The organism is Ruegeria sp. D7 (genome assembly GCF_056534355.1).
In genome coordinates this window covers 135,595-159,728 of sequence record NZ_JBQFPG010000003.1, presented here as the reverse complement: position 1 = coordinate 159,728, position 24,134 = coordinate 135,595, and the positions used below count along the sequence as shown (strand labels likewise).

Annotated in this window: 18 protein-coding genes and 1 tRNA gene; all 19 read right to left on the bottom strand. The window is 56.3% G+C overall.

From position 1 onward, the window contains the following. Positions 1-100: 100 nt before the first annotated feature. The 19 genes from ACRZ9U_RS05795 to ACRZ9U_RS05705 all read right to left on the bottom strand — a co-directional run bounded on the left by ACRZ9U_RS05795 (position 101) and on the right by ACRZ9U_RS05705 (position 24,045). Positions 101-3,235, bottom strand: a complete 3,135-nt coding sequence (locus tag ACRZ9U_RS05795; RefSeq protein ID WP_480901386.1) for a type I restriction endonuclease subunit R — start codon at positions 3,233-3,235, stop codon at positions 101-103. Further along, a complete protein-coding gene (locus ACRZ9U_RS05790) occupies positions 3,228-4,493 on the bottom strand; it encodes an AAA family ATPase (RefSeq protein ID WP_480901384.1) in 1,266 nt (421 codons plus the stop codon). Before ACRZ9U_RS05790 ends, ACRZ9U_RS05795 begins: the two co-directional genes overlap by 8 nt. Further along, on the bottom strand, positions 4,494-5,705 hold the full coding sequence (locus ACRZ9U_RS05785; protein WP_480901382.1) for a restriction endonuclease subunit S: 1,212 nt from the start codon (positions 5,703-5,705) through the stop codon (positions 4,494-4,496). Continuing rightward, a complete protein-coding gene (locus ACRZ9U_RS05780) occupies positions 5,702-7,318 on the bottom strand; it encodes a type I restriction-modification system subunit M (protein ID WP_480901380.1) in 1,617 nt (538 codons plus the stop codon). The genes ACRZ9U_RS05785 and ACRZ9U_RS05780 overlap by 4 nt, the downstream gene beginning before the upstream one ends. After that, positions 7,243-7,413 carry a helix-turn-helix domain-containing protein gene (locus tag ACRZ9U_RS05775; protein ID WP_480901378.1) on the bottom strand — a complete coding sequence of 57 codons (171 nt, stop codon included), beginning with the start codon at positions 7,411-7,413 and terminating at the stop codon, positions 7,243-7,245. The genes ACRZ9U_RS05780 and ACRZ9U_RS05775 overlap by 76 nt, the downstream gene beginning before the upstream one ends. Positions 7,414-7,915: 502 nt before the next feature. Beyond that, a tRNA-Phe gene (locus tag ACRZ9U_RS05770) sits at positions 7,916-7,990 on the bottom strand. Between the two features lie 79 nt (positions 7,991-8,069). Then, the gene (locus ACRZ9U_RS05765; protein WP_170402469.1) at positions 8,070-8,252 is read right to left on the bottom strand and encodes a DNA gyrase inhibitor YacG; all 183 of its coding nucleotides are present in this window, start codon (positions 8,250-8,252) and stop codon (positions 8,070-8,072) included. Beyond that, the gene (locus ACRZ9U_RS05760) at positions 8,249-9,271 is read right to left on the bottom strand and encodes a ribonuclease E/G (protein ID WP_170402466.1); all 1,023 of its coding nucleotides are present in this window, start codon (positions 9,269-9,271) and stop codon (positions 8,249-8,251) included. Before ACRZ9U_RS05760 ends, ACRZ9U_RS05765 begins: the two co-directional genes overlap by 4 nt. Then, complete coding sequence (locus tag ACRZ9U_RS05755) at positions 9,268-9,846, bottom strand: Maf family protein (RefSeq protein WP_170402462.1); 579 nt, start codon at positions 9,844-9,846, stop codon at positions 9,268-9,270. The genes ACRZ9U_RS05760 and ACRZ9U_RS05755 overlap by 4 nt, the downstream gene beginning before the upstream one ends. 10 nt (positions 9,847-9,856) lie before the next feature. Next, positions 9,857-10,075 carry a translation initiation factor IF-1 gene (gene infA / locus ACRZ9U_RS05750; protein WP_005978431.1) on the bottom strand — a complete coding sequence of 73 codons (219 nt, stop codon included), beginning with the start codon at positions 10,073-10,075 and terminating at the stop codon, positions 9,857-9,859. A 90-nt stretch (positions 10,076-10,165) separates the two neighbouring features. Continuing rightward, positions 10,166-11,041, bottom strand: a complete 876-nt coding sequence (locus ACRZ9U_RS05745) for a carbon-nitrogen hydrolase family protein (RefSeq protein ID WP_170402459.1) — start codon at positions 11,039-11,041, stop codon at positions 10,166-10,168. Positions 11,042-11,745: 704 nt separating this feature from the next. Then, a complete protein-coding gene (locus tag ACRZ9U_RS05740) occupies positions 11,746-12,300 on the bottom strand; it encodes a DUF333 domain-containing protein (protein ID WP_170402456.1) in 555 nt (184 codons plus the stop codon). 86 nt (positions 12,301-12,386) lie between these two features. Then, positions 12,387-12,731: a DUF427 domain-containing protein gene (locus tag ACRZ9U_RS05735; RefSeq protein WP_170392698.1), complete on the bottom strand. Its 345-nt coding sequence runs from the start codon at positions 12,729-12,731 to the stop codon at positions 12,387-12,389. A gap of 63 nt (positions 12,732-12,794) precedes the next feature. Further along, positions 12,795-14,585, bottom strand: a complete 1,791-nt coding sequence (locus ACRZ9U_RS05730; protein WP_170402453.1) for an aminopeptidase P family protein — start codon at positions 14,583-14,585, stop codon at positions 12,795-12,797. Between the two features lie 77 nt (positions 14,586-14,662). Next, the gene (locus ACRZ9U_RS05725) at positions 14,663-15,829 is read right to left on the bottom strand and encodes an alpha/beta hydrolase (protein ID WP_170402450.1); all 1,167 of its coding nucleotides are present in this window, start codon (positions 15,827-15,829) and stop codon (positions 14,663-14,665) included. 265 nt (positions 15,830-16,094) lie between these two features. Further along, positions 16,095-17,972 carry a cobaltochelatase subunit CobT gene (gene cobT, locus ACRZ9U_RS05720; RefSeq protein ID WP_170392695.1) on the bottom strand — a complete coding sequence of 626 codons (1,878 nt, stop codon included), beginning with the start codon at positions 17,970-17,972 and terminating at the stop codon, positions 16,095-16,097. Positions 17,973-18,093: 121 nt separating this feature from the next. Beyond that, complete coding sequence (gene cobS / locus ACRZ9U_RS05715) at positions 18,094-19,080, bottom strand: cobaltochelatase subunit CobS (RefSeq protein ID WP_010437533.1); 987 nt, start codon at positions 19,078-19,080, stop codon at positions 18,094-18,096. Between the two features lie 145 nt (positions 19,081-19,225). Then, positions 19,226-22,573, bottom strand: a complete 3,348-nt coding sequence (locus tag ACRZ9U_RS05710) for an error-prone DNA polymerase (RefSeq protein ID WP_170402447.1) — start codon at positions 22,571-22,573, stop codon at positions 19,226-19,228. After that, on the bottom strand, positions 22,570-24,045 hold the full coding sequence (locus ACRZ9U_RS05705) for a Y-family DNA polymerase (RefSeq protein WP_170402444.1): 1,476 nt from the start codon (positions 24,043-24,045) through the stop codon (positions 22,570-22,572). Before ACRZ9U_RS05705 ends, ACRZ9U_RS05710 begins: the two co-directional genes overlap by 4 nt. Between the last annotated feature and the right edge of the window lie 89 nt (positions 24,046-24,134).

Sequence of the window (24,134 nt, the reverse complement as noted above, 5' to 3'; positions counted from 1 at the left end):
CAAGCAATTGGTCCATTGAAGATTGAAAGCTTTTACTGAACACAAAGGCCGTGCGTTGCCGCGACCGCCAAGATATTGTTCTAGATCGCGCAATGTTTCTCTAAACCTGTCCCCCCACGCCTTTGAATTTTTCGACGAACGATGAGATCTTTTCATAAACAGTAGTCTTCTTGGTGCGAAACTGTGGGTTAAGAGGGCTCATCTTCGGCAGTACGGCATTTAAGTCAGCGCCGTTTTCACTTGCATACTCGCGTTTTATTGAAACAGAAATATAGCGCCTTGCTGCATCAGAATTTAGACCTTCCGACTTGATAAGCTCTTCAACCTCTTTGCTTTGTTCTGCCTGAGCAAAGGAGAAAAATGCATCGATCACACCGACCTTGTCATCAATCTGATCAAGATCGGTCCGGTTGATGAAGTCCACAATCAGGCTCTCTTTGGCTCGATTTCCAAGGCTGCCACGAATGACGCGGCGAGCTTCCTCTATCAGATCCCTCTTACTCTCCGCTTTCTTGGTTTTCTCAAAAATTAACTCGAGGATGTAGTCGAGGTTGATCTCTTGCGATTTTAGAAGATCCACTTCAAAAACAACATCATCCCACTCGATTTTGCTCTGTTCCTGTTCAGCCGAAGACTTTTCTTTGCGCAGCCAATCGCGAATGTCATTGTATGTAGATCGATAGTCTTGAATTGCTCGATCTGAAGGCAGGTCTATAGAGTCCAGATCTCGAAGGTCCTCGTCACTCAAGTAATGCTTTTGCTTAAACTCCTCAACTGCAGAGGGATCTGCAAAATCTATGTCTTGGTAAGCCTTCAATGCAGCAAACTCGTCGTAGTTTCGGAGTACGTTCTCAACCCTCAGATACTCGCCAAAGAGCTTCGCGAATTCTTTCTTGTCTGTTTCTTTGACGATCTCGTCTGGCTTCGGAAACCGTCCAGATAGCTCTTTCAAAACATCAATGAATCCGCGTCGCGCCGCTCCGGTTTCCTGATCAACGAAACCTTTCATATACTCGTCGTAGCTCTTCTCCAACACGACGTTCTTTGTGTTCTTGTCACCAAACAAGGTGATGGCATCAACCGTCGCTTGCTCAAGGTCCCTGAACGCTACGATATTGCCAAATGTTTTGGTCGCGTCGTAGATTCTATTGGTTCGGGAGAACGCTTGCATCAATCCGTGAAAGCGAAGATTTTTGTCGACAAACAAGGTATTGAGCGTTGGCGCGTCAAAGCCTGTAAGGAACATACCGACGACAATAAGTAAGTCTATTTCCTTGGAGCGAACGCGGCTGGCAAGGTCGCGATAGTAATTTTGGAAACCACTGCTATCGACACTAAAACTAGTTTTGAACAAGGCATTGTAGTCATCGACTGCGGCGCTCAGAAACTCCTTGGAGCTGCTATTCATCGCCGAAACGTTGAAGCTCTCGTCTTGGATATCTCCGATCGCGTCTTGCTGTTCGTTGGCTGCAAAAGAGAAGATCGTCGCAATCTTCAGCGGCTTTGCACTGTCAGCTTGCAGAGCGTTTAAGGTTTCATAGTATAGCTTTGCGGCATCTACACTGCTGACAGCAAACATGGCATTAAACCCACTGCTGCCTGCTTGCATCCGGTGAGTTTTTTGCCGGAAGTTGTTCAGAATATACTGCGATACTTCCCGAAGACGTTCTGGATGAAGAAGAGCTTGCTTGTTTTCAGCCGCGCTGAGCTTTTTTTCGTCTTGCTCGGTTTCTAAGGCTTTGAACCGGGGGCGCACATCGTTGTAGTCGACCTTGAACTTCAAAACCTTTTCATCGCGAATTGCATCAGTGATCACATAGGAATGCAGTTTACGGCCAAAGACACTGGCAGTCGTCTCCGCCCCTAGAGCATTCCCCTTCCGGATCAGTTTGCCATCAACGATGTCATCTGCGAAAATTGGTGTTCCTGTGAAACCGAACTGGTAAAATCGTTGGAACTTCTTCTTCAGATTCTTCTGTGCCTCACCAAACTGGCTGCGATGGCATTCATCGAAAATGAAGACCGCCTGCTGTTCATAAACAGGCAGGTTAGTCTCTGATTTCATTAAGTTGTTCAGTTTTTGGATCGTCGTAACGATGATTTTGTTATCGTCCTTAGCCAAATTTCGCTTCAACCCGGCTGTGCTGTCAGAGCCATTGACGCTGTCAGGAGAAAATCTCTGGTACTCTTTCATGGTCTGGTAGTCTAGGTCCTTCCGGTCCACGACGAAGAAGACTTTGTCGACGAAATCCAGCTCTGTTGCCAACCGTGCCGCCTTGAAACTCGTCAGAGTTTTGCCTGAGCCAGTGGTGTGCCAGATGAAACCACCGCTCTCCGGCTTCCTCCAGTTTTTGGCCTCATATGAACTCTTGATCTTCCATAGGATGCGTTCAGTCGCTGCAATCTGATAGGGGCGCATGATCAGCAACGTTTCGGTGACGTCAAAAACCGAATACTGCAACAGAACGTTCAGCAGCGTACTTTTCTGAAGGAAGGTTGCGGTAAAGTCCTTGAGGTCTTTGATTAGCTCGTTGTCCGCCTTCGCCCAGTTCATGGTGAAGTCAAAGCTGTTTTTGTTTCGCTTAGTCGTGTTTGCGAAATACCGGGTATCGGTTCCGTTCGAAATCACGAAAAGCTGCAAGAACTTGAACAGGGAATGCTCGCTGTTGAAGCTTTCCTTGCTGTAACGGTGAATCTGATTGAAAGCTTCCCGGATCGCTACGCCGCGTTTCTTCAGTTCAATTTGAACCAACGGCAAACCATTTACCAAGATCGTCACGTCATAGCGATTAGCGTGTGTGCCGACCTGTTCAAACTGCTTTATCACCTGCAGTTTGTTGCGGGTCATATTCTTCTTGTCGACCAGGTAGATGTTCTGGATACGCCCGTCGTCAAAGACGAAGTCATGGATGTAATCGTCATGTATCTTGCGGGTTTTGTCGACGATGCTGTCGCTGGGCTTGTCGAGGTAGGTCTCAACAAAGCGCTTCCATTCATCTCCCAAAAACTTGATGTTGTTCAGCTGTTCCAGCTGTTCCCGGACGTTGGCAAGCATCGCGTCTGGGTTCGTCAGGGTGGGCAGGAACTCATAACCCTGGTTGACCAAATCCTGCACAAGCTCACGTTCCAGATCGTCTTCGCTCTGGTAGCGATCAGCGGCGTCCCATTCTTTGTAGTACTTATCGAGAACGATGAAATTTTTCGTTTCCGCGATGGTTTTTGTTTGCTCAACCATTTTGGTCGTCCTGCTTCCAATAGCCGTAGTTGTCTACCAAATTTTTCAACAGGATCTTCACTGTATTCTTCTCGGGCGGCGTGGGTTCGCGCATTTGCTCATGCGAAAGAGCAGAATGGCTGAAAGTGTTTATTGCACGTACATACGCATTCTTGTCGCCAGGCGCGGTGTCCAGAAGATCAGCCCATTCTCGATACCCCAAGAATCCCGCAGTCTTTTCGTAAAGGTTTCGGAGAAGTACGAAGTGATACCGCTCGACTTTGCTATCACCATTGTCAGGGGTCGCCTCTTCCAACACTCTCCTTAAATGCAAGTGATAGGAAAAGCTTTTGTTTGCATCACCGGGCTTGACGTTCAGGTTGTATGTCCCATCTTCCAACCGCTCCAACAAATAGCACCCGTCTTTTTTGCCTTTCTTTTTCATACCGAGTTCGTTGTGCAAGACGTTATAGAACAAAGGGCTATGAGTGGTGATAATGAATTTCAGTTGCTCTGGCGCAGACTTGACCAAAGAAGCTAGGTTCACGGCCAAATCTATCAGATGGTTTTCATCCAGCGAGCTCACCGGGTCATCAATGAAGACATATTCCAGCTGATCGAATTGGCTGGTACTGCGCTCCTCAGGTTCTGGGACATTTAGGACAGAGACCACTTCTTCGAGCAACGTGTAGAAAATGCTCCAAACAAAAAGGCTTTCCTCTCCCTTCGAGATTTTGAAGTTGCCGATTTCCTCGTCGTCGCCCGTATCTATTGAAAACGTCACTTCGGAAAAAGCCTTGACCGTCGTTTCATTCTCATTTGCGTCTTGGCGCGTGTATTCCTCGTTGAACGTTGGAGTTAACTTTTCATTTGCATATCGCTGAAAGTTCTTGGTGATGTTAATCTCTTGACCCTGATCAACCAAAATCCAGTCTGTGAAGCTATTTGGCTGGATCATAAACTTGGGGTCACTGTCTCCAAGAAGGTCATTGTCCCAGTAGAACAGGTCTTCCGTGAAGGCGTTATAATATAGGACTTTATCGCGCGAGAGTTCACCTTCTTCCCCATCCTTTGGCTTTGGAGCGATTAGGTTTTTGAGCGCACGAGACAGCCGCGTCTTGCCGGTGCCATTAAAGGCATAGATCAGCTGTACTTTCGGGACAGGTTTTGTTTGCTCAACTTCCCTGGGCGGAATCTGCTTTGTTTCCTTAGTCACAGTGGTTCGAATGACCCGGGGCGTACTTAGCTGTCGGGCTATCTCTTCGAGGGTCTGGCTCATTTACGAGTCCCCCCCGGGTTTGGGAAAGCTCAAGAGCATATCGCGGTAGTACTCATACTGCTGCTGGCGCAACTTGATCTCACGCGGCAGGCCCTCGCTGAGGGAAGTAGTCAGGGCGTTGAACTTGTCGAGGATGGCAACGATGCGAGCCTGTTCGGCAAGGGACTTTTCAGGGTGGTTTGGGTACGGGACAGGTAGTTTTACCTTCTTGATTCCGTCAATCAGTAGCCTTTTGATCTTGCCGCTTGAAACGTGCTTCGCCTTCTGGTCGTGGAAGGCGTTCGTCTGCATCGCGTATGCGATGAACTTGGGGTTCATCTCATGGCGAAAGGCATAGCTATCATCATGAATGGCAACCTGCTCTCTTCCAAGCCACGCAACTGCTTTTCCAACGTCTTCAACGGTTTCGCTGACACCTGCGATAACAACGTCGTTGTGTTCGGCGTACCGAAGCGCATTTGCCATGTCGCTTCTGACCATGGAAAGCGCCGTCTCCGCAAAGACACCGTAGTGAGTGTAAATTTCGCCATAGTGGATCACGGGAATTCCAGCTTCTACGTAGTCGGACTTCGTAAAACGCTTGCCTCGAATGAACTCACCAATTTCATCAAGTGTCTTCCACTTGACATCGCAACCATCAAAACTCAGTAGCTGGTCGCGATAGTAGCTGTATTGTTTTTTCCGCGCTTCAAGCTCGTCTGTCAGCGCAGCTGTTAGTACAGCATTTGGTCCGGCAAAAGTCTCCAAGATCCGGACGATCTCCGTTTGGATTGCGAGCGACTTTTCTGGGTCCTCGGGGCAAGGAATGGGGATAAGCGTTTCTTTGGCCATAGACCAATGGCGCTTATAATTTAGCTCTTTATGGTATCGACTTAGGAAGGCATGATAAACGTACTTGGTAAGGTCAGATTTTGTCTTCAGGATCTTGAGACCATCAGCTCCTTGGACAAATGCAAAGTCCACATATTTGATGTGCTCAGAGTGATCACCGAAAATTACATATTCGCCATTTGCGATCGGCTCATAACCATCGTCAACATAGCCTGCAATAAAAACTGCTCCTTGATCTACAATCGGGGTCGCGCCCTTTTGCAGATAGTCCCTCTTTTTTACTTTGGCAGGGGCAGTCAGGGTATCAACAATTTCCCCCAACGGCACCCACTCCACCGAGGCTCCACCCAACAGCTTTTCGAGAAAGCTCCGATCGCTCATGCCTCAATCTCCGCAACGATGGCGTCAATGTCCGCTCGCAACTGTTCGATTTTGGCGACGGTAGTTGCCAGCTCAGCATTCAGTTTGGTGATGTCGACCACCTCGCGAGTGTTCTTGGGCTCCACATAGGAGCTAACGGACAAGTTGTATTCTTTCTCAACAACCGTTTCGTAGGGAACGGTTTCGGCGACGTGTGTCACGGATTCCCTAGTGTCGAATACCCTAATTATTTCGGCAATATGCCGATCTTCCATGAAATTGTTGTTCGACCCTTTTCGAAAGAACTCCTCGCTCGTGGCATCAATGAACTGAACGGCGGTGTCTGTTTTATTCTTGGCCAGTACTAGTATGTTGACCGCGATAGTAGTTCCAAAGAATAGGTTCGGTGCCAACGCGATCACCGTTTCGACGAAGTTGTTGTCTACCAAATACTTGCGGATCTTCTGCTCTACTCCGCCTCGGTAGAAGATTCCAGGGAAGCAAACGATCGCGGCGCGACCCTTGGCAGACAGGTAATGCAATGCGTGAAGGACAAAGGCAAAATCGGCTTTGGACTTCGGGGCCAGCACACCTGCTGGGGCAAAACGGTCATCGTTGATCAACGTTGGATCATCTGAACCCTTCCAATTCACAGAGTAAGGCGGATTCGAAACGATGGCATCAAAGGGCCTATCATCTCCAAAATGCGGCTCCGTCAACGTGTTGCCGTATTGTATATTGAACTTATCGTAGTTGATGTTGTGCAAGAACATGTTCATGCGAGCGAGGTTGTACGTAGTGTAATTGATTTCCTGCCCGAAGAAGCCGTCCTCGATGATATGGTTCTCAAACTCTTCCTTGGCCTGCAAAAGCAGCGACCCAGACCCCGCCGCTGGATCGTAGATCTTGTTGACGCTGGTCTGCTTATGCATGGCCAGTTTGGCGATGAGTTTAGACACATGGGTCGGCGTAAAGAACTCACCGCCGGATTTGCCCGCGTTGGCGGCGTAGTTCGAGATCAAGAACTCATATGCGTCGCCAAATAGGTCGTTCTTGTTGTCTTCAAATTTCAGCTGCAAGCCTGCCACGCCTTTGAGGACCTCAGCCAGCCTTTCGTTCTTCTGTTTGACCGTGCTGCCCAGGCGGTTGCTGGTGGTGTCGAAATCAGCAAAGAGGCCATTGATATCCTGCTCGGATGGGTAGCCACTCGCCGAAGCCTCGATCGCTGAAAAGATCTCCGCCAGGTCGGTGTTCAGGCTATCGTTCTTGCTCGCGGTCTTCACCACAATTTGAAACAGTTGGCTGGGATAAATGAAGTAGCCCTTGGTCTTGATCGCGTCGTCTTTAACTTCATCGGGGATCTCAGCGTCGGACATACCGGCATAGTTGATGCTGTCGTCGCCACCTTCGATGTAGTTGGTGAAGTTCTCGCTGATGAAGCGATAGAACAAAGCGCCCAAAACAAACTGCTTGAAGTCCCAGCCGTCAACCGCACCACGTACACGGTTTGCGATGCTCCAGATTTCTCGGCGCAATGCCTCTGCCTGCTGTTGCCCAGTCATATTTGTTCCCTTTCTTGTTTTTGTTCCTGCTCGGCAATCCAGCGGTCGATCTCGCTTTTGCGAAATCGCCATGCCTTTCCCACCTTGAACCCGGGAACCTTGCCCTCAGATGCGAACCGATAAGCCGTTTTCTCGGCGATTTTGAGATACTCAGCTAAGTTTTTCACGGTTCAAATGTCTTGATTGGGCATTTCGAAAATGTCCTCTGTGCGGGATTTGGGTTGAAACTAGTAGACACCAATTGAACGAACAAGTGTGGTTCAGAAACCGTTCACTTGGTCGCACGTTAGGGAATTACAAAATGACGGAAAAATGATGACGCGGCTTTATGACTATCGACTACAGTTCGCTTTCGACTGCCACTGAATTTGACTTCGAAAACCAAAAGAACGACGGCTTCACTTCAGATACTCAAGATTTCGCGGCAAGCCTGTTGAAGGCATATGAAAAACTCAGCGCAATCAAGCGATGATGCTCTTGAGGCTGCTCCAGATGGATGGCCGATGAAACTAAACTATCCACCTAGCTGGAGTAGCCTTTACGGAAGTTTGCTTTCCTAAAGGCCATAGAGCGCCGCAACTTCCACGAACAATGGGTGTATAAATAGGGGGATATAGATAGCATTATTTTCAATAATATATCTATTATCAGATATTTGAGAGTTTTTAATGGTGCCCGGGGGCGGAATCGAACCACCGACACGAGGATTTTCAATCCACTGCTCTACCCCTGAGCTACCCGGGCACGGGAATGGCGTTTGCCATTGGGTGGAGGCCTTCTATGACTTGCCACAGGCAGTGTCCAGAGGCTTTTTGACATTTTTTCAATGCGGGAGGGACGTGGGGCTTTCGGTTGGTTCCGAGGTCGTCTCGGCGTCTTCTTCACGTTGCGATGGCACCGCATAAGAACCGTTTAGCCATTTTGCCAGATCGATATCCGCGCAGCGTTTGGAGCAGAATGGTCGAAAGGCCTGCTGGGTATCTTCTCCGCAGATCGGGCAGCTCATTTCAGGATCTCCGTCAATGGGATACGACCACGTTTGCGCTGTAGTTCGAAATGGCCAAGCGGGGTCCAACCGGCCAGGATCGTCTCGTCAGGATCGGACTTGAATGCCGACCGCAAGGCCGATTCGAAACCCCTCCGGTCTTTCTTGGGCATCGGTGCAAGGTCCAGAGTGATCTGCCCCCCCAACCCGCGCACGCGCAGAGCGCGCGGCAGGGCTTTGGCGCAGGCGAAGTTAGCTTTGGTTCCCGCCGCGAGAGATGTGTCGGCGCCGGTGTTCACATCCACCGCAACCAGCGCGCGGGTCGGTTGGATATAGAGGTGTCCTCCACCGGGAAGCGTTTCGGAAATCCCCTTTGCTGTATCGAGCGCATCAACGACACCGTGGTCCTCAAATCCACCGGATGCGGTCACGGCCTCTGCCGGGTCCGTCCAATCACGCCAGGCCAGGATATGCGGACCATCGCCCTCGCTCAGCAATTCTGGTTCACTGCCCGTATCAGCCAATACTTGCTCGGCAAGTGCCAACATGGCTGAGATATCTTCAGCGATTTCATCTGCATCCGCCGTCTGACAGCACGAGCGCAGGATCAGGCCGTGCGTGCTGTTTCCCATTTGCTCATGCGCGATTTCGAGAAGTTGGTCGCGCGTATCTTCATCACGGATACGGCGCGAGATGTTCAGGCCGGGCGCGTCAGGTGTCACGATCGCAAAGCGGCTTTTGAACAAAATACGGTTCGTGACGGGTATGGCTTTGCCGGGCTCGGCATATCCAGTCACCTGCACCAGTAGCAAAGCACCGGGCGCCAACCCTTTGACTTGCCTCAGAAAAGCCGGGCCGTCGGGTGTGGTGAGAAACATGCCGCCCTGACCTTTGACCGGGCGATCGGCGCGGGCGCGGTAGATCGTACCTGGCGCAGGGGCATCTGTGGCGATCAGGAAATCGTCGAGAATACCATCCACCATCAGAGCTGCAGCTTCGCGTCCCTGAATATGATCCAGAATGATGGTACGACCCTTCATGATACCTCGCGATATAAGGGATAGCCGATGCCTTGCAGCAGTGCAGCAGTTTCGGACAGGGGTAGGCCGACGATACCGGTGAACGAGCCTGAAATCCACGGGATGAACGCACCGGCAGGACCTTGTATTGCATAGGCTCCGGCCTTGCCCTGCCAGTCATCCGTCGCAAGATAGGCATTGATTTCGCTGTCGGACAGACGTTTCACTTTTACCTGAGAAACCACATCACGCTGGAGGATTTTAGCCCCGCGCCGCACAGCGACCGAAGTGATCACCCGATGGCGTCGGCCGGACAGGGCGTGCAGAAACTCAGCAGCTTGTCCCGCGTCTTCGGGTTTGCCAAGAATGCGGCGACCCAGTGCGACCGTAGTGTCAGCACATAAGGTGATATCATCGCTATCAGCTTGAACAGCCTGAACTTTTTGCCGGGTGATGCGGCTACAATAGGGGGTCGGCAGTTCGCCATTCAGCGGGGTTTCATCGATATCCGGCGGACGGATCGCATCGGGCTGAACGCCAAGCTGCGCCAGCAGGTCCAGCCGCCGCGGGCTGCCCGATCCGAGGATAAACGCCATGTACGAAGCGTTACTTGAAGCGATAGTTGATCCGACCCTTGGTCAGATCATATGGGGTCATTTCGACCTGAACTTTGTCGCCGGCCAGAACACGGATGCGGTTCTTGCGCATCTTGCCTGCCGTATGTGCGATGATCTCATGGCCGTTTTCCAGCTCGACCCGAAACGTCGCATTAGGCAGGAGTTCCTTCACGACACCGGGAAATTCGAGCGTATCTTCCTTGGCCATGTTGTCTCCATCATTAGGTTGCACCTGCAGAATCTGCAGATCGTGCGCTTAAATGAGCCTATTTCGGCCTTATTTCAAGGGCGAAGTCACCTAAAGGGGTGATATTGTGACTGAATCGACCCGAGCGTCTTGCTCGGTCCAATGTGTGCGGTTCAACACCCACCCGTCTGCGCGGACGTTTGCAATTGTGGACAGGTCGGCCTCGGCATAGGTCCAGCCGGCGGTATTCAGCGTGCCCTCGGCAAGCACTCCCGTCGGTGGGAACCCGATATCGGGCGGGCCAAACACGCCACCCATGCCGGTATTCATGTCGACTGCTTCGGACCATTCATTGCCGCCAACTAACGATGACATTACCGTAACACATTGATTTTCAAGGGCACGAGACATGGCGCCGATCCGCACACGCCAATACCCGGACAGGGCTTCGGTGCAGGATGGAACGAGGATCAAATCGGCCTCGCTCAGGGCCCGACCCAAGAGAGGGAACTCACTGTCATAGCAGATCAGAACGCCGATTTTACCCAATGCGGTATCAAACAGTTTCAACGAACCGCCCGGGGCGATGTCCCAGGCCTCGCGTTCAAACCGTGTCATGATCTGCTTGTCCTGATGATCGAGACGACCGTCAGGAGCGTAGAACACTGCGCGGTTCACCGGGCGCCCTGGTCCGTCGATGACCGGGGCGGAAGCCCCCAGAATGTATGTGTTGTACATCTTTGCAAGGCGCGAATGCACAACTTGTACATCTTCCATCCGGTCGGAAACCGCCCGGATTGAGCGTTCGAGATCACCGGCCACCTTAGGGCCGTCGAGCGTCGACAACTCCATTGCGCCGTATTCGGGAAAGACCAGAAGGTCGGCACCTTGTCCTGCGGCCTCGGAAACCCATGCCTCAAGCTTGTCTTCATATTGAGCCCAACTATCGAGCCAATCGAGGTCGTAGGCGGCGGTGGCGATTTTCATTCCCAAGTCCTATGTCTGGTCGCTGCGCGACACTAGAACAGCAGATCGTCCAGGGCTACTGCAATCGCGGCACGGGTGATTCTGAAACCTATGTTGCGACTTACTGTTTCGAGGCGGGTGTGTGTTTATTGGCAGGTTTTCTCGGCCGCCGGTGCAAAGATTGCATCGAATGGCTGATCAGAGGTCGATTTGACCTATCGAAGAACCTGAACGAAATAGGCAAGGAACTCCACCTCGGGCATCAGTTTTTCAAGTTCTTCAAGCGTGCGAAGGGGCAGTTTTACATCAAGAACATTGGCTCCGGGGATATCGGCTCACGGAAACAAGGCGCTGTCATTTGTAACGGCATCGAGCACCAAGGATGCGGTCTGAAGGGCAAATCCGGAGATCAGGTATGTCGTCGATCCGGTCGGTCAGGCTGGTTTGTGCAATCCCGAAAAAGCGGTGAAATGCCCTGTCCAGACTTTCGTGAATCTCGAACCCTTCATCGAAAGCGAGGAAGGCAAATCCTAGTGAAATCTACAGCCAGATGATGTGCTTCCGTCGCAGGAAAACCTGAAAATTAGCCAAGGCGACTTAATGGACGCGATCAGGCTGTCGCAAAACGGTCACTAACACGCGCTCTGATCGTCGATAAACTGCGGCTCAATCGGGGCTTCAGGTTCATTTTGGGTGTGGATGTCGGGCTTGATTATCGGAACGGATCACTCGGGATTTTCCGCACGGAATAGGGCCCATGCGTCCTGCGAGGTGCCGTCCGGCTTGGTGCATATACCCACCTGACCCGAACCAGTGTCTTTGATCTTGTAGCTGCCGCCGATCTCAAGGCAGTAGGCTGCTGCTGGGTTCACCACCTGATGCGTTTTTCCATGTGCCTTGCGGTACAGCTCCCATGCATCGGCGGACGTACCGTCGCTCAGTGCGCAGCGAGACGTGGTCAGGTCATATTCGCCTCCAATTGAGCCACAGTACACGGCGGCGGGATTTGCAAGGCCGACCGGCTTGCTGCCATCCGCGCCCGCATGGTGTTCGCGAAAATAGGTCCAGGCATCGATCCGGGTGCCGTCGGGCAATTGGCAGATACCGCTCTGACCGTCCGGACCGTCATGTATACCGTAGAGCCCGCCTTGCGCGATGCAATATGTTGCCGCGGGATTGGCCAGACCGGTGTTGGCAGAGCTTGCGGCGGGCAGGGCCATTGAAAAGGCCATCGTCAGGGCCGCAATCGGGCCTGCGGAATTCAATAGACGCTTTGTCATGGTCACCTCGCAACATTGTGGACAGGGCAGGTTCTGAGGATCTTCGCCGTTTTGCAGATCGATCCGGTCCTGCACGGATACTGGGATCAGAGTTGTTCCACCTTGATCGAGTCTGCGGGATAAAAGGCCAAGTGATCCTTGATTTCGGCCACCGCGTCGATCGGGTTTTCATAACTCCAAGCGGCGTTTTCGGTGACTGAGGATTTGTTTACGATCGAGAAATGCGTGGCGTCTCCCTTGCCTGCGCATTGGGTGACTTTGTTGGTCCGATCCAGAAAGGCCATCGCAATGTCCGCACGCGGGAAGTAGATAACCGGGTCTTTGTCGCCTTCCAGAAGTTCCAGCGCGTTGTTGGTTTCACCCAAAATCGCGCCGCCTGAACGGACGCTCCATTTGCCCGGTGCTTTGCGGATCGTGATGGTGTCTGTCATTCCTGTTCCTTCCCTCGTCGTGTCAGGGCTTCTCCTCTGCCCAAACTATGTAACAATCCGGTGTCAGACCGGTGCGGTTGCGGCATCCAACCACAGTTGAGCGGCGTCGCCCAGCCTTGGCCGGACTTTTTCCGCGACGTCGCGGTGATAGGCGTTCAGCCAAGCACGTTCCTCTCGTGTCAGCATATCGACTACAATCAAACGCCTGTCGATTGGGACATAAGTCAGCGTACGCCAGTTCAGCATGGCGCGTTCATCGTCACCGCTGGGCAGGTTTGGGGCCTCTTCCACTACGACAAGGTTCTCAAGCCGGATGCCAAAAGCACCCTCGCGGTAATATCCCGGCTCGTTCGACAGGATCATACCCGGCTCAAGCGGGACATGGCTGACCCGAGACAGGCGCTGAGGGCCCTCATGCACGCTGAGATAGGTACCGACCCCATGACCAACCCCATGGTTGAAATCCTGCCCGGCCAGCCACAGCGGCAGCCGCGCTACGCATTCGATATCGCGTCCTGCCAAGCCAACAGGCCAGCGTAGCATCGACATGGCGATCATGCCTTTGAGGACGCGTGTAAAGCAGGCCTTCTCCTCATCCCCAACATCGCCGATTGCAATTGTGCGGGTGATATCGGTGGTGCCGTCCAGATATTGCCCACCGCTGTCCAGCACCAGCAGGTGACCGTTTTCCAGCCTGCTGTCGGTTTCCTCGGTCACGCGATAATGCATGATGGCCCCGTTCGGCCCGGTGCCCGCGATGGTGTCGAATGAGATATCCTGCAGCGCGTTGTCCCGGCGGCGGCTTTCTTCCAGCCGCGTTACTACCTGTGTCTCGGTCAGGGTGCCGGGCTTCTGCGCGTCTAGCCAACACAGCAGTTCGATCACCGCTGCGGCATCTCGCAGATGTGCCTCGGCCGTGCCTGCGATTTCGGCCGGGTTCTTGCGGGCTTTGGGCAGGGCGCAGGGATCGCCGCCATCGACCATACGGTCCCCCAACGCATCTGCTATGATCTGCGGAACCGTTCCCGGATCGACCTGTACCTTGCCTTCAAGTGCCTCAACCGCTGTCAGGAACGCGTCGGGTTGGTGTTGGGTGACCTGCGGGCCCAGATGATCCCCGATCCCGGTCAGTTTGGCAGCGGCCATGAACAGATCCACCCGCCCATCACCGTGCAGGATGGCAAAGCCATGGGCCACAGGGTTGTATGCGATGTCCGCGCCGCGGATATTCAACAGCCACATGATCGAATCCGGCAAGGTGATCACCGCTGCCGCGCGATCTGCGCTCTGCAGGTCACTCGCGAGGCGCTTGATTTTGCGCTCGGCGCTTTCACCTGCAAATTCAATCGGATGTGCCCTGACAGGATTCATCGGAGGGTCGGGTTGATCCGCCCAAATTCGGTCTACAAGGTTATCACAGCGCACCAGTTCGACGCCGCTGCCTTCAAGCTCTTTCTGTGCAGACGAAATCTGTCCTGCAGCGTGGAGCCACGGATCAAACCCGACTTTGCCGCCATTTGGCAATTGCTCTTTCAACCACGCGCTCAGGCTGACATCTGGCCATGGGACCGGCGTGTAATCCTGTGCGACCTGGGCCTTTACCTGTGTGCGATAGCGCCCGTCGATGAAAACCCCGGCAATGTCCGTGAGCGCCGCGCAAAACCCCGCAGAACCGGTGAACCCGGTAAGCCAGGCCAGCCTTTCATCCCGAGGGGCCACATATTCACCCTGATGCGCATCCGCACGCGGGATCAGGAAGCCCTGCAGGCCTTCGCGCGCCAGCTCGTCCCGCAAAGCGGCCAGTCGTGGTGGGCCTTGCTCGGGGCGTGCGGTCACTTCGAAACTCTGGAACATGGGCGGCCTCATTCGTCGGTCTTGCTGCGCGCAAACCTGCGGCCTGCGGTAGGAAATGTCCAGCGCCTCGGCGCACACTATTCTTCTGTCTCAAGAAAGCGTTGAATGGCCTGGATATACGGGTTGTAGGCCTCATTTCCAGGCAATGGTATCTGGTTGCCGGTCTCAAGGATCACAAGCGAGGCATTGGGGATTCCAGCCGCCAGTTTGCGCGCCTCGGACAGGGGGTGAACGGCTGTGTGCCGCCCGTGCAGAACCAGAGTGGGGCATTGCACCATCGGAAGAAGTTGCAGCACCGAGGTGCTATTGGCGATGTCACGGTAGTGAAGTCTTTCCTCGCTTGAATAAAGTGTCTGCAATTCATTGACCATGTGCCGAACGCTATCCAGCGGACCTTCTGGAAAATAGCTGAATTCAGCGCCCATAGCATAGCCGCTGCCCGGCGTGTTCCAGCCTTCCGCGATCAGTGACCGGATCGAGTCGGGTTGTTTGGTATCTTCCCGGTAATCTCGCCCTTCTGCCCATCCGCCGGAGATAATCAGCTTGTCAATCCGCTCGGGGTGCCTTGCGGCGAAGTGTAGGGCAGGGAAGGTGCCGCCCATTTCACCGAGAATGGAAAAGCGGTCAAACCCCGCTGCATTCACGACGGTCAGGATTTCTTCTATTCTGCGGTCATACACCGCCTGATGATCGATGTTTGAGCTGACGTCATTGTCCTTGTTGTAGCGTAACAGGCGGAAACGGTTTGCCATGTCCTGCAACCGGGTACGCTCGGACGGGATGCGCCATTCCGCCTCCAGATCGTGCACGACCGAACCGATGCGCAGCACCGGCAACCCATCACCGGAAAGCGTGTATGGAACAGCGCGGCCCTTCGCATCGCGCGCGTAACGCAGCCGTTGCGTATGGTTTTCTACGCCTGAATCGGTGTCGGCGTCACAGGTCACATCCGCCGCCATTTGCAACCCGCGCCGTACGACTGTCCGAATGATCCGTTGCGCTTTGCCATCATCGCCGACTGCCTTACGCGCCGCTGCGATACGTGCGCTGATCGTAGAATCCGAGACAAAGCGGCCACTCCATACCCGCGCGATGATCTCGTCCCGGGGCACCAGCTTACCTGGGTGCTGGGCCAAGAGGACCAACAGATCGAATACCTGAGGTTCGATTGCGACGGGCTCACCCCGGCGGGTCAGGACGTGTCGATCCACATCCAGAATACAGTCTGCAAACTCATAGCGCATGCGGCAAATACACTCCGTTTCTCGCGGAACGACAAGGTTCAACAACAATCTCAAGGGTTTCTAGGGCGTATCTCAGGACCAGCTACAAGCAGGCCGGGCAGGGTTGGGACACTATCCAAGCAGATAAACAGGAGAACGAATGATGTTCCTGCCCTTCGATATAGCGCTTATGCGCTATCCGTTGCGCCACCATAAGCAAAGTCGCCTTCAGCGGTGCAAAAACTGGCTTGGATGGCACTAAGTCTGCACTGTCGAAGCAGGGCCGTCAACTGGCCCGCTTCATCCCCATCACGCGCGCGCGGGCGCGCGGGTCGCTGTCGAACAGTGCGGCCAACTGCTCGGTCATAGCACCTGCAAGCTGCTCGACATCGGTGATCGTGACGGCGCGGTCATAATAGCGCGTCACGTCGTGGCCGATGCCGATGGCCAGTAGTTCTACCATCTTGCGTTTTTCGACCATGGCGATCACGTCGCGCAGGTGCTTTTCCAGATAGTTTGCCGGGTTCACGCTAAGCGTGGAATCATCCACCGGCGCGCCGTCCGAGATCACCATCAGGATCTTGCGGGCCTCACGCCGCGCGAGCATCCGGCGATGCGCCCATTCCAACGCTTCACCGTCGATGTTTTCCTTCAGCAGGCCCTCTTTCATCATCAGACCCAGATTGGGTCGCGCGCGACGCCATGGGGCATCGGCGCCTTTGTAGATGATGTGGCGCAGATCGTTCAGTCGCCCCGGTTGTTGCGGGCGGCCATCGTTCAGCCACGCCTCGCGCGCCTGACCGCCTTTCCAGGCCCGGGTGGTAAAGCCCAGAATCTCGACCTTGACGTTGCAACGTTCCAGCGTCCGCGCCAGGACATCTGCACAGATCGCGGCAATCGAGATCGGACGCCCGCGCATCGAGCCGGAATTGTCCAGAAGCAGCGTCACCACTGTATCGCGGAATTCGGTATCTTTTTCGACCTTGAAGCTTAGCGGCGTGGTCGGGTTGGCCACGACGCGCGCCAGACGTCCGGCATCCAGAATGCCTTCCTCGCGGTCGAACTCCCAAGACCGGTTCTGCTGTGCCTGCAAGCGACGCTGCAGCTTGTTGGCCAGACGGCTCACTGCGCCTTTCAGCGGTTCAAGCTGCTGGTCAAGGTACGCCCGCAGGCGTTCCAGCTCGGCCGGTTCGGCCAGATCTTCAGCTGCGATCTCTTCGTCGTGGGTGTTCAGATAGACCTTGTAATCCGGGTCCGCCTCGGACGCAGGTGGCGGGGCAGGCGGTTCTAGCGGAGCCTCGCCCTCGGGCATTTCAGCCTCATCGCCCATCTCATCCTCGGCCATCTCGTCCATCGAGACCTGAGCCTGAGACTGGTCCTGCTGTTCTTCCTGAGTTTGCTCAGGCGTCGCGTCGGCGTCCTGTTCGTCCTGATCATCCTGCCCGGTGCTGTCGGGATCGGGCTGCTCTTCGGCGTCTTCTTCGGCCTGATCTTCCTGTTCGTCGTCCAGTTCATCCGGGTCATCACCCAGCTGATCGCCGTAACCCAGATCTTTGATCATCTGTCTGGCGAATTTGGCAAATTCGGCCTGGTCCGAGAGGATTTCGTCAAGATTTTCCAGCGTCCCGCCGGCCTGTTCCTCGATAAATCCGCGCCACAGGTTCATGACATTCTCGGCGGCAGGCGGCATGTCGCGGCCCGTGGCCAGATGCCGGATCAGATAGCCCGCCGCCACAGCCAATGGCGCATCCGCAGGCTGTTTGCACTGATCATAGCCGCGCCGGATCGCCTCATGCCCGATCTTGACGTCGATATTCGACGCGGTGCCGGGCATGTCCCGCGCACCCATCGCCTCGCACCGTGCGGTCTCCATCGCCTCATAGAGATCCCGCGCCATATCACCCGGAGGGGCATATCGCGCATGGGTCGCGTCATCATGATATTTGCGTTGTAAAGCTAACGCGTCTGCCGTCCCGCGCGCCAAAAGAACCTCTTCGCGCGTCATCCGGCGTGAGACCTGCGGCAAACGCATCGACTCGCCCGACAGGCCCGATGGATCAACAGTGTAGCTCACCGACAATTCGGGGTCGTCGGCCATAACTTTAGTAGCCTCGGCCAGAGCCTTCTTGAACGGATCAGCAGGATTGTCGTTCTTCTGCACCATGTTCAATCGCCCTTTGTGTTGCAGTGACCCGCCGCATCAATGCGAAACCGGATCCCCCTTCATCTGGCCAAAAATACCTCCGCCGGAGGCATTGCGCCCCGGAGGGCGCAATTCATATTGCTTAGCCCAAGCTCGCGCTCGCCGCGCTTTCCGGCAGTTCCTCATCAAAGCAGCGCTGATAGAACTCAGCAACCGTCTGGCGCTCTAGCTCGTCACATTTGTTCAGGAACGACAGGCGGAAGGCATAGCCGATGTTGCGGAAGATTTCTGCGTTTTGGGCCCAGTTGATCACGGTCCGGGGGCTCATGACGGTCGACAGATCGCCGTTCATGAAGGCGGTCCGGGTTAGGTCGGCGACGGTGACCATCTGGCTGACGGTCTTGCGGCCCTCGGCGGTGTTGTAATGCGGCGCTTTCGACAGAACGATCATCGTCTCGGCATCGTGGCTGAGATAGTTCAGTGTCGAAACCAGCGACCAGCGGTCCATCTGCGCCTGGTTGATCTGCTGTGTACCGTGATAGAGGCCGGTGGTGTCGCCCAGACCCACAGTGTTGGCGGTCGCAAACAGGCGGAAGTTCGGGTTCGGTGTGATGATCTCGTTCTGGTCCAGCAAGGTCAGTTTGCCGTCATGCTCCAGCACGCGCTGGATCACGAACATCACATCCGCACGGCCCGCGTCGTATTCGTCGAAGACGATGGCAACGGGGTTGCGCAGCGCCCAGGGCAGGATGCCTTCGTGGAATTCAGTGACCTGCTTGCCGTCGCGCAGTTTGATCGCGTCCTTACCAATCAGGTCGATCCGGCTGATATGGCTGTCGAGGTTCACGCGCACGGCAGGCCAGTTCAGACGGGCGGCAACCTGTTCGATATGGGTCGATTTCCCGGTGCCGTGATAGCCCTGAATCATCACCCGGCGGTTATGGGTAAAGCCCGCAAGAATCGCCAGCGTGGTTTCGGGATCGAACTTGTAGGTCGGATCGATCACCGGCACGCGGTCGCTGCGTTCGGCAAAGCCTTTGACTGCCATATCGCTGTCAATGCCAAACACCTCGCGAACCGAAATGTCCTCGGTGGGTTTTGCGTTGATGTCGATCGATCCGTCAGCCATGCGCCTTGTCCTTATCCTTTGGCCCGTTCACCGGGTTTGAACCCGTGTGTGGTGCAACATATTGCGGGCAAGGGCAAGGGAAAGAGGTGACCGGATCACGTTAGCCAGATGTTTCTTTGAAACTGGCCTTATGCTGGCGCGGGTTCTAGTGAAAATCCCGGCTTGGGAACAGACGCTTGGCCTGTTCGCGCGGATGGCGGGCGCTTGGGCCGTTCTGCCGGGCGCGCGGGGTGTCATCCGCTTGCGGTTGGGTGATGCCGATGGCCTCATCCAGCGGATGCCCAAGCTCGGACAGTTTATGCGACATATCGGTGATTTCCTGCGCGATCAGATGCACGACGATCCCCTCGCGCTGCAGATACCCGCGGACCTGCAGCAACCGCCCGCCCATCACGATGCGGCGAAAGCGTTCATAGACCTTGGGCCAGACAACCACATTGCTGACCCCGGTTTCATCTTCAAGCGTCAGAAAGATCACGCCCGAGGCGGTTCCCGGCCGTTGGCGTGTGATCACCAGCCCGCAGACGCTGTAGCGGCCCAGCGGGATGTCCTGCAGCGTGGCATGCGGCACAAGGCCGGGGATGGATGGGCGCAACAGCTCCATCGGGTGCGAGCGTAGGGTCAGACGGGTCGAGACGTAGTCTTCGACAACCTCCTCGCCCAGATGCATCACCGGCAGGTTGACCTGCGGCTCATTGATGCTTTCGCCATCGATAGGGTCATTGAACAGCGGCAGGGCGGTTCGGCTGCGGATGGCTTTGACATGCCACAGGGCGTCGCGCCGGGTCAGGTCCATGCCGGAGAACGCATCTGCCTCGGCCAGACGGGTCAGAACATCCGGGCGCAGCCCTGCGCGCAGCCACAGCGTTTCGGGGTCCGGATAGCCATTGCCCCGCGCAGCCACGATCCAATCTGCGTCCTCCTGCTTGAACCCTTTGATCTGGCGAAAGCCCAGCCGCAGGGCCAGCGCCCCATCGGCGCGGCGTTCCAGCAGATTGTCCCAGGTCGAGGCGTTTACGCAGACTGGGCGGATCTCGACCCCATGCTCGCGCGCGTCGCGCACGATCTGGGCGGGGGCATAAAACCCCATGGGCTGTGAATTCAGCAGCGCGCAGGCAAAGATCGCCGGGTGGTGGCATTTCATCCAGGCCGAGACATAGGCCAGCATCGCAAAAGCCGCCGCATGGCTTTCGGGAAAGCCGTAATCGGCAAAGCCTTCGATCTGGCCAAAGCAGCGGTCGGCGACCTCGGGCGTATAGCCGTTGTTCAGCATCCCCGCGATGAACTTGTCACGATATGTGCCAATGGTCCCCATGCGCCGGAACGAGGCCAGCGAGCGGCGCAGGTGGTCGGCCTCTTCCGCCGAAAACCCTGCACCAACCACGGCGATTTGCAGGGCCTGTTCCTGAAACAGCGGCACGCCCAGCGTGCGCCGTGTCACCTCTTCCAAAGCGGGGCCGAAGGGTTCGGACTTTTCCAGCCCGTTGCGCCGCCGGATATAGGGCTGCACCATATCGCCCTGAATGGGGCCGGGGCGGACGATGGCAACCTCGATCACCAGATCGTAGAATTCGCGCGGCCTCATCCGGGGCAGGAAATTCATCTGCGCCCGGCTTTCGACCTGAAACACGCCCACCGCATCAGCGGCGCAGAGCATGTCGTAGGTCGCCGTGTCCTCTTGCGGGACGGTGGCGATGCTGAGGGTTTCGCTGTTGTGCTGTTGCATCAGGTCAAACGCCTTGCGGATACAGCTGAGCATCCCCAGCCCCAATACATCCACCTTCAGAATGCCAAGCGCGTCGATGTCATCCTTGTCCCATTCGATCACGGTGCGGTCTTCCATCGCGGCGTTTTCGATCGGGCATAGCTCATCCAGCCGCCCTTTGGTGATGACGAACCCGCCCACATGCTGCGACAGGTGGCGGGGGAAGCCGATGATCTCGCCAATCAGGCGAACCGTCTGCATCAGGCGCCGGTCTTTGAGGTCGAGGCCCAGTTCCTGCAGCCGCTCGGCATCAACGCCGCCATTGCTCATCCCCCAGATCTGGCCGGACAGGCCCGCGGTCACGTCCTGAGACAGGCCCATCACCTTGCCCACCTCGCGGATTGCCGCGCGAGATCGGAAATGGATGACCGTGGCACAGAGGCCCGCGCGGTGGCGGCCATATTGCTCGTAAATCCATTGGATCACCTCTTCGCGCCGCTCGTGTTCGAAATCCACATCGATATCCGGCGGCTCACCCCGGTATTTCGAGACAAAACGCTCGAACACCATGGCGATCATGTCGGGGCTGACATCGGTGATGCCCAGCAGATAACACAGGATCGAATTGGCGGCCGAGCCGCGCCCCTGACACAGAATGCCTTGCGAGCGGGCGAATTGCACAATGTCATGCACGGTCAGGAAATAGGTCGGGAAATCCAGATCCGCGACCAGCGCCAGCTCTTTCTGCATCAATTGCAGCGCACGCTCGGGTGGGCCACCCGGATAGCGCCGTTTCAACCCCTCGCGCGCCAGACGTTCCAGTCGCGCCAGCGGGGTCTCGGTACTGGCGATCTCGTCGGGGTATTCATAAGACAGCTCGCTCAGGTCAAAGCTGCAGCGGTCGGCGATTTCCAGTGTGCGGCGCAGCGCGCCGGGGTGGTCCTGAAACAGCCGGGCCATATCCGCATAGCTTTTTAGCCGCCGTTCCGCATTGGGCAGGGCGCGGGTGCCGATCTGGTCAATCGTGATGTGTTCGCGCATGCAGGTCAGCACATCGGCCAGTTGGCGGCGGTTGCCACGGTGCATCAGCACATCGCCTACCGCCACCATGGGGGCCGAGGCCCGCAGCGCCGCCTGCGCACAGGCCGCCAGATAGGCCCGGTCACTGCCGTCATAACGCGGCACGGCCCCCAGAAACACCGCATTGGGGAACTGCCGCCGGACGGTCTGAATGTCGGGGATGGCCTGTTTCAACCCTGCCTGAGGCAGCGCGATTAGGATCATCCCCTGACAGGCCGCCAGCATGTCCTGCAGGTCCAGATGACAGTCGCCTTTCTCGGCCCGTCGCTTGCCCAGCGTCAGCAGCCGAGTCAGCCGCTGATAGGCGGCGCGGTCGCGGGGCAGGGCCAGCCAGTGCACCGCGCTGTCGCGCAGAACCAGACGGCAGCCGACGATCAGCTTGGGCAGAGCGGGCACATCTGGTTTGTCGATCGGCTGCACATGCCCGACCTCTTGCCGGGATGAGGAATCGAGCCGGTGTTGCGAGCGGATTTGAACTGCGCCTTCCGCCTCGCGCCGCAGTTCTTTCAACGCGCTCCAGCCCCGGACCACCCCGGCCAGAGAGTTCCGGTCGGTGATCGCGATGGCCTTCAGGCCCAGCTCTGCCGCGCGGGTCACCAGCTCTTCTGGGTGCGAGGCCCCGGTCAGGAAGGTGAAATTGGTGGTCACGCCCAGCTCGGCATAGCCAGGGTCCTGCGCGTGTGAGCTGGGCGGGTTCGGTTTGGTCATGCGAATTCCCCATGCACGAACCATCCCGGATTTTGCGGGGTGTAATACAGCCACAATCGCCGCCCCTGCCGGGTTTCAATCTGCCAGTAATCGCGCAGGCCCGTGCGCCAGTTCTCATCCTCCAGCCACCATTCGGGGCAGATGCGTTCGGGGCCGGTTGAGCGGCCTGTGGTCAGCGACATGCGCCGCCAGCGAAAGCGGCGCGGCGGGTGTGGGCCTGATCCGGCGATGGGTTCCGGCGGAAACAGCTGCAGGGGGCGAGGGCGCAGGGCGACCCAACCGCCTGCAGGGTCGGAATAGGCGGCGGGCGAGATGATGAAGCTGCGTTCGGGGATATGGCTTTGCGCGGGCAGCAGGCGGTGGACCTGTTCCAACCCGATGCGGGTGCCGATGCGGGTGATCAGGTCATCCAGTTGATCTTTGCCCCGGCTTGCGGCGCGGCTGATCTGGCGCACCGGCAGGGGTTCCACCAGCGTGGCCTCGAGCCGCAGTTGATCGACGCCAAAGCCTGCATCCACCTCGGCCAGTCCACGCTCGAACAGGGGCAGGATGCGATATGGATCACGCAGAGGCCGGGCCAGCCGCAGTTCGACCTGCTGATGATCCTGATCCACCCGGCGCAAGGTCATGCACAGCTTGCGCGCGCCCATCTCCTGCGCTTTCAGCTTGTCGCAGAGCCGTTCCAGCAGCCGTTCCGCCCCGGCCATCATGTCGGACAACAGCCCAATGGGCTCGGGCAGGGTCATGCGCACGCCGTAATGGGGCGGATCGGCCAGCGGGGTAATCTGTTCGGGCTGATCCCCCAAGGCCTGATCCAGCCGCATCAGTACCTCGGGGCCAAAGCGGCGTGTCAGCGGCGCGCGCGGGGTTTGCGCCAGTTCGCCAATCCGGCGCAGTCCCAGCCGTTGCAGCGCGACCGAGGTATCCTCATCCAGCCGCAGCGCGGCCACTGGCAGGGCGCGGATGGCCTTCAGCGTATCTTGGGTTGCGACCCCCTCGCCATAATGTGCCAAGGCCCAGGCCGCGCCGCGTGTCGGGGCCAGACCGATCTGCACCGTCAGCCCGGCCCGGGCCAGACGCCTGCGCATGTCGGTCAGCATCATCTCTTCCCCGCCCGCAAGATGCGCCGATCCTGTGATGTCCAGAACCAGCCCATCCTCACCTTCCAGCCCGACCCAGGGGCAATAGCGCGTGGCCCAGCGGCGCAGGGCGTGCAGAAACCGTTGATCTCCTTGCGGGTCGGCGGGATGGCTTTGCAGATCGGGGCAAAAGGCGCGGGCATCGGAATAGGGCATGCCGCTGTGCAGGCCCTGCCGCTGGGCCTGTACATTCAGGCAATACACCCGGTTTGCATTGTTCTGTTTCAGCGTCAGAACAAACGGCCCATCGACCGGGCGCACACGCAAAGCCCGGTCACTTGCCAGCCGGGGAAACCAGAGTGAAACGATGCGGCGCTGCATCCCGCCGAACATATAAAACCCCCAAATGTTCTACATTTGTTCTTATATGTTCTTTACCCTCAAAGAGTCGAGTCCTTGAGGGTCAGATTGTCAGGGATTCA

Excerpts from the sequence above, each read along its gene's own strand:
- ACRZ9U_RS05765 (WP_170402469.1), bottom strand. The coding sequence starts at position 8,252 with ATGAGCTGCCCGATCTGCGGAGAAGATACCCAGCAGGCCTTTCGACCA.
- ACRZ9U_RS05745 (WP_170402459.1), bottom strand. The coding sequence starts at position 11,041 with ATGAAAATCGCCACCGCCGCCTACGACCTCGATTGGCTCGATAGTTGG.
- ACRZ9U_RS05760 (WP_170402466.1), bottom strand. The coding sequence starts at position 9,271 with ATGAAGGGTCGTACCATCATTCTGGATCATATTCAGGGACGCGAAGCT.
- ACRZ9U_RS05780 (WP_480901380.1), bottom strand. The coding sequence starts at position 7,318 with ATGGCGATTTCGCAAAAGCGAGATCGACCGCTGGATTGCCGAGCAGGA.
- cobS (WP_010437533.1), bottom strand. The coding sequence starts at position 19,080 with ATGGCTGACGGATCGATCGACATCAACGCAAAACCCACCGAGGACATT.
- ACRZ9U_RS05785 (WP_480901382.1), bottom strand. The coding sequence starts at position 5,705 with ATGAGCGATCGGAGCTTTCTCGAAAAGCTGTTGGGTGGAGCCTCGGTG.
- ACRZ9U_RS05730 (WP_170402453.1), bottom strand. The coding sequence starts at position 14,585 with ATGTTCCAGAGTTTCGAAGTGACCGCACGCCCCGAGCAAGGCCCACCA.
- ACRZ9U_RS05740 (WP_170402456.1), bottom strand. The coding sequence starts at position 12,300 with ATGACAAAGCGTCTATTGAATTCCGCAGGCCCGATTGCGGCCCTGACG.
- cobT (WP_170392695.1), bottom strand. The coding sequence starts at position 17,972 with ATGGTGCAGAAGAACGACAATCCTGCTGATCCGTTCAAGAAGGCTCTG.
- ACRZ9U_RS05735 (WP_170392698.1), bottom strand. The coding sequence starts at position 12,731 with ATGACAGACACCATCACGATCCGCAAAGCACCGGGCAAATGGAGCGTC.
- ACRZ9U_RS05705 (WP_170402444.1), bottom strand. The coding sequence starts at position 24,045 with ATGTTCGGCGGGATGCAGCGCCGCATCGTTTCACTCTGGTTTCCCCGG.
- ACRZ9U_RS05755 (WP_170402462.1), bottom strand. The coding sequence starts at position 9,846 with ATGGCGTTTATCCTCGGATCGGGCAGCCCGCGGCGGCTGGACCTGCTG.
- ACRZ9U_RS05710 (WP_170402447.1), bottom strand. The coding sequence starts at position 22,573 with ATGACCAAACCGAACCCGCCCAGCTCACACGCGCAGGACCCTGGCTAT.
- ACRZ9U_RS05795 (WP_480901386.1), bottom strand. The coding sequence starts at position 3,235 with ATGGTTGAGCAAACAAAAACCATCGCGGAAACGAAAAATTTCATCGTT.
- ACRZ9U_RS05790 (WP_480901384.1), bottom strand. The coding sequence starts at position 4,493 with ATGAGCCAGACCCTCGAAGAGATAGCCCGACAGCTAAGTACGCCCCGG.
- infA (WP_005978431.1), bottom strand. The coding sequence starts at position 10,075 with ATGGCCAAGGAAGATACGCTCGAATTTCCCGGTGTCGTGAAGGAACTC.
- ACRZ9U_RS05725 (WP_170402450.1), bottom strand. The coding sequence starts at position 15,829 with ATGCGCTATGAGTTTGCAGACTGTATTCTGGATGTGGATCGACACGTC.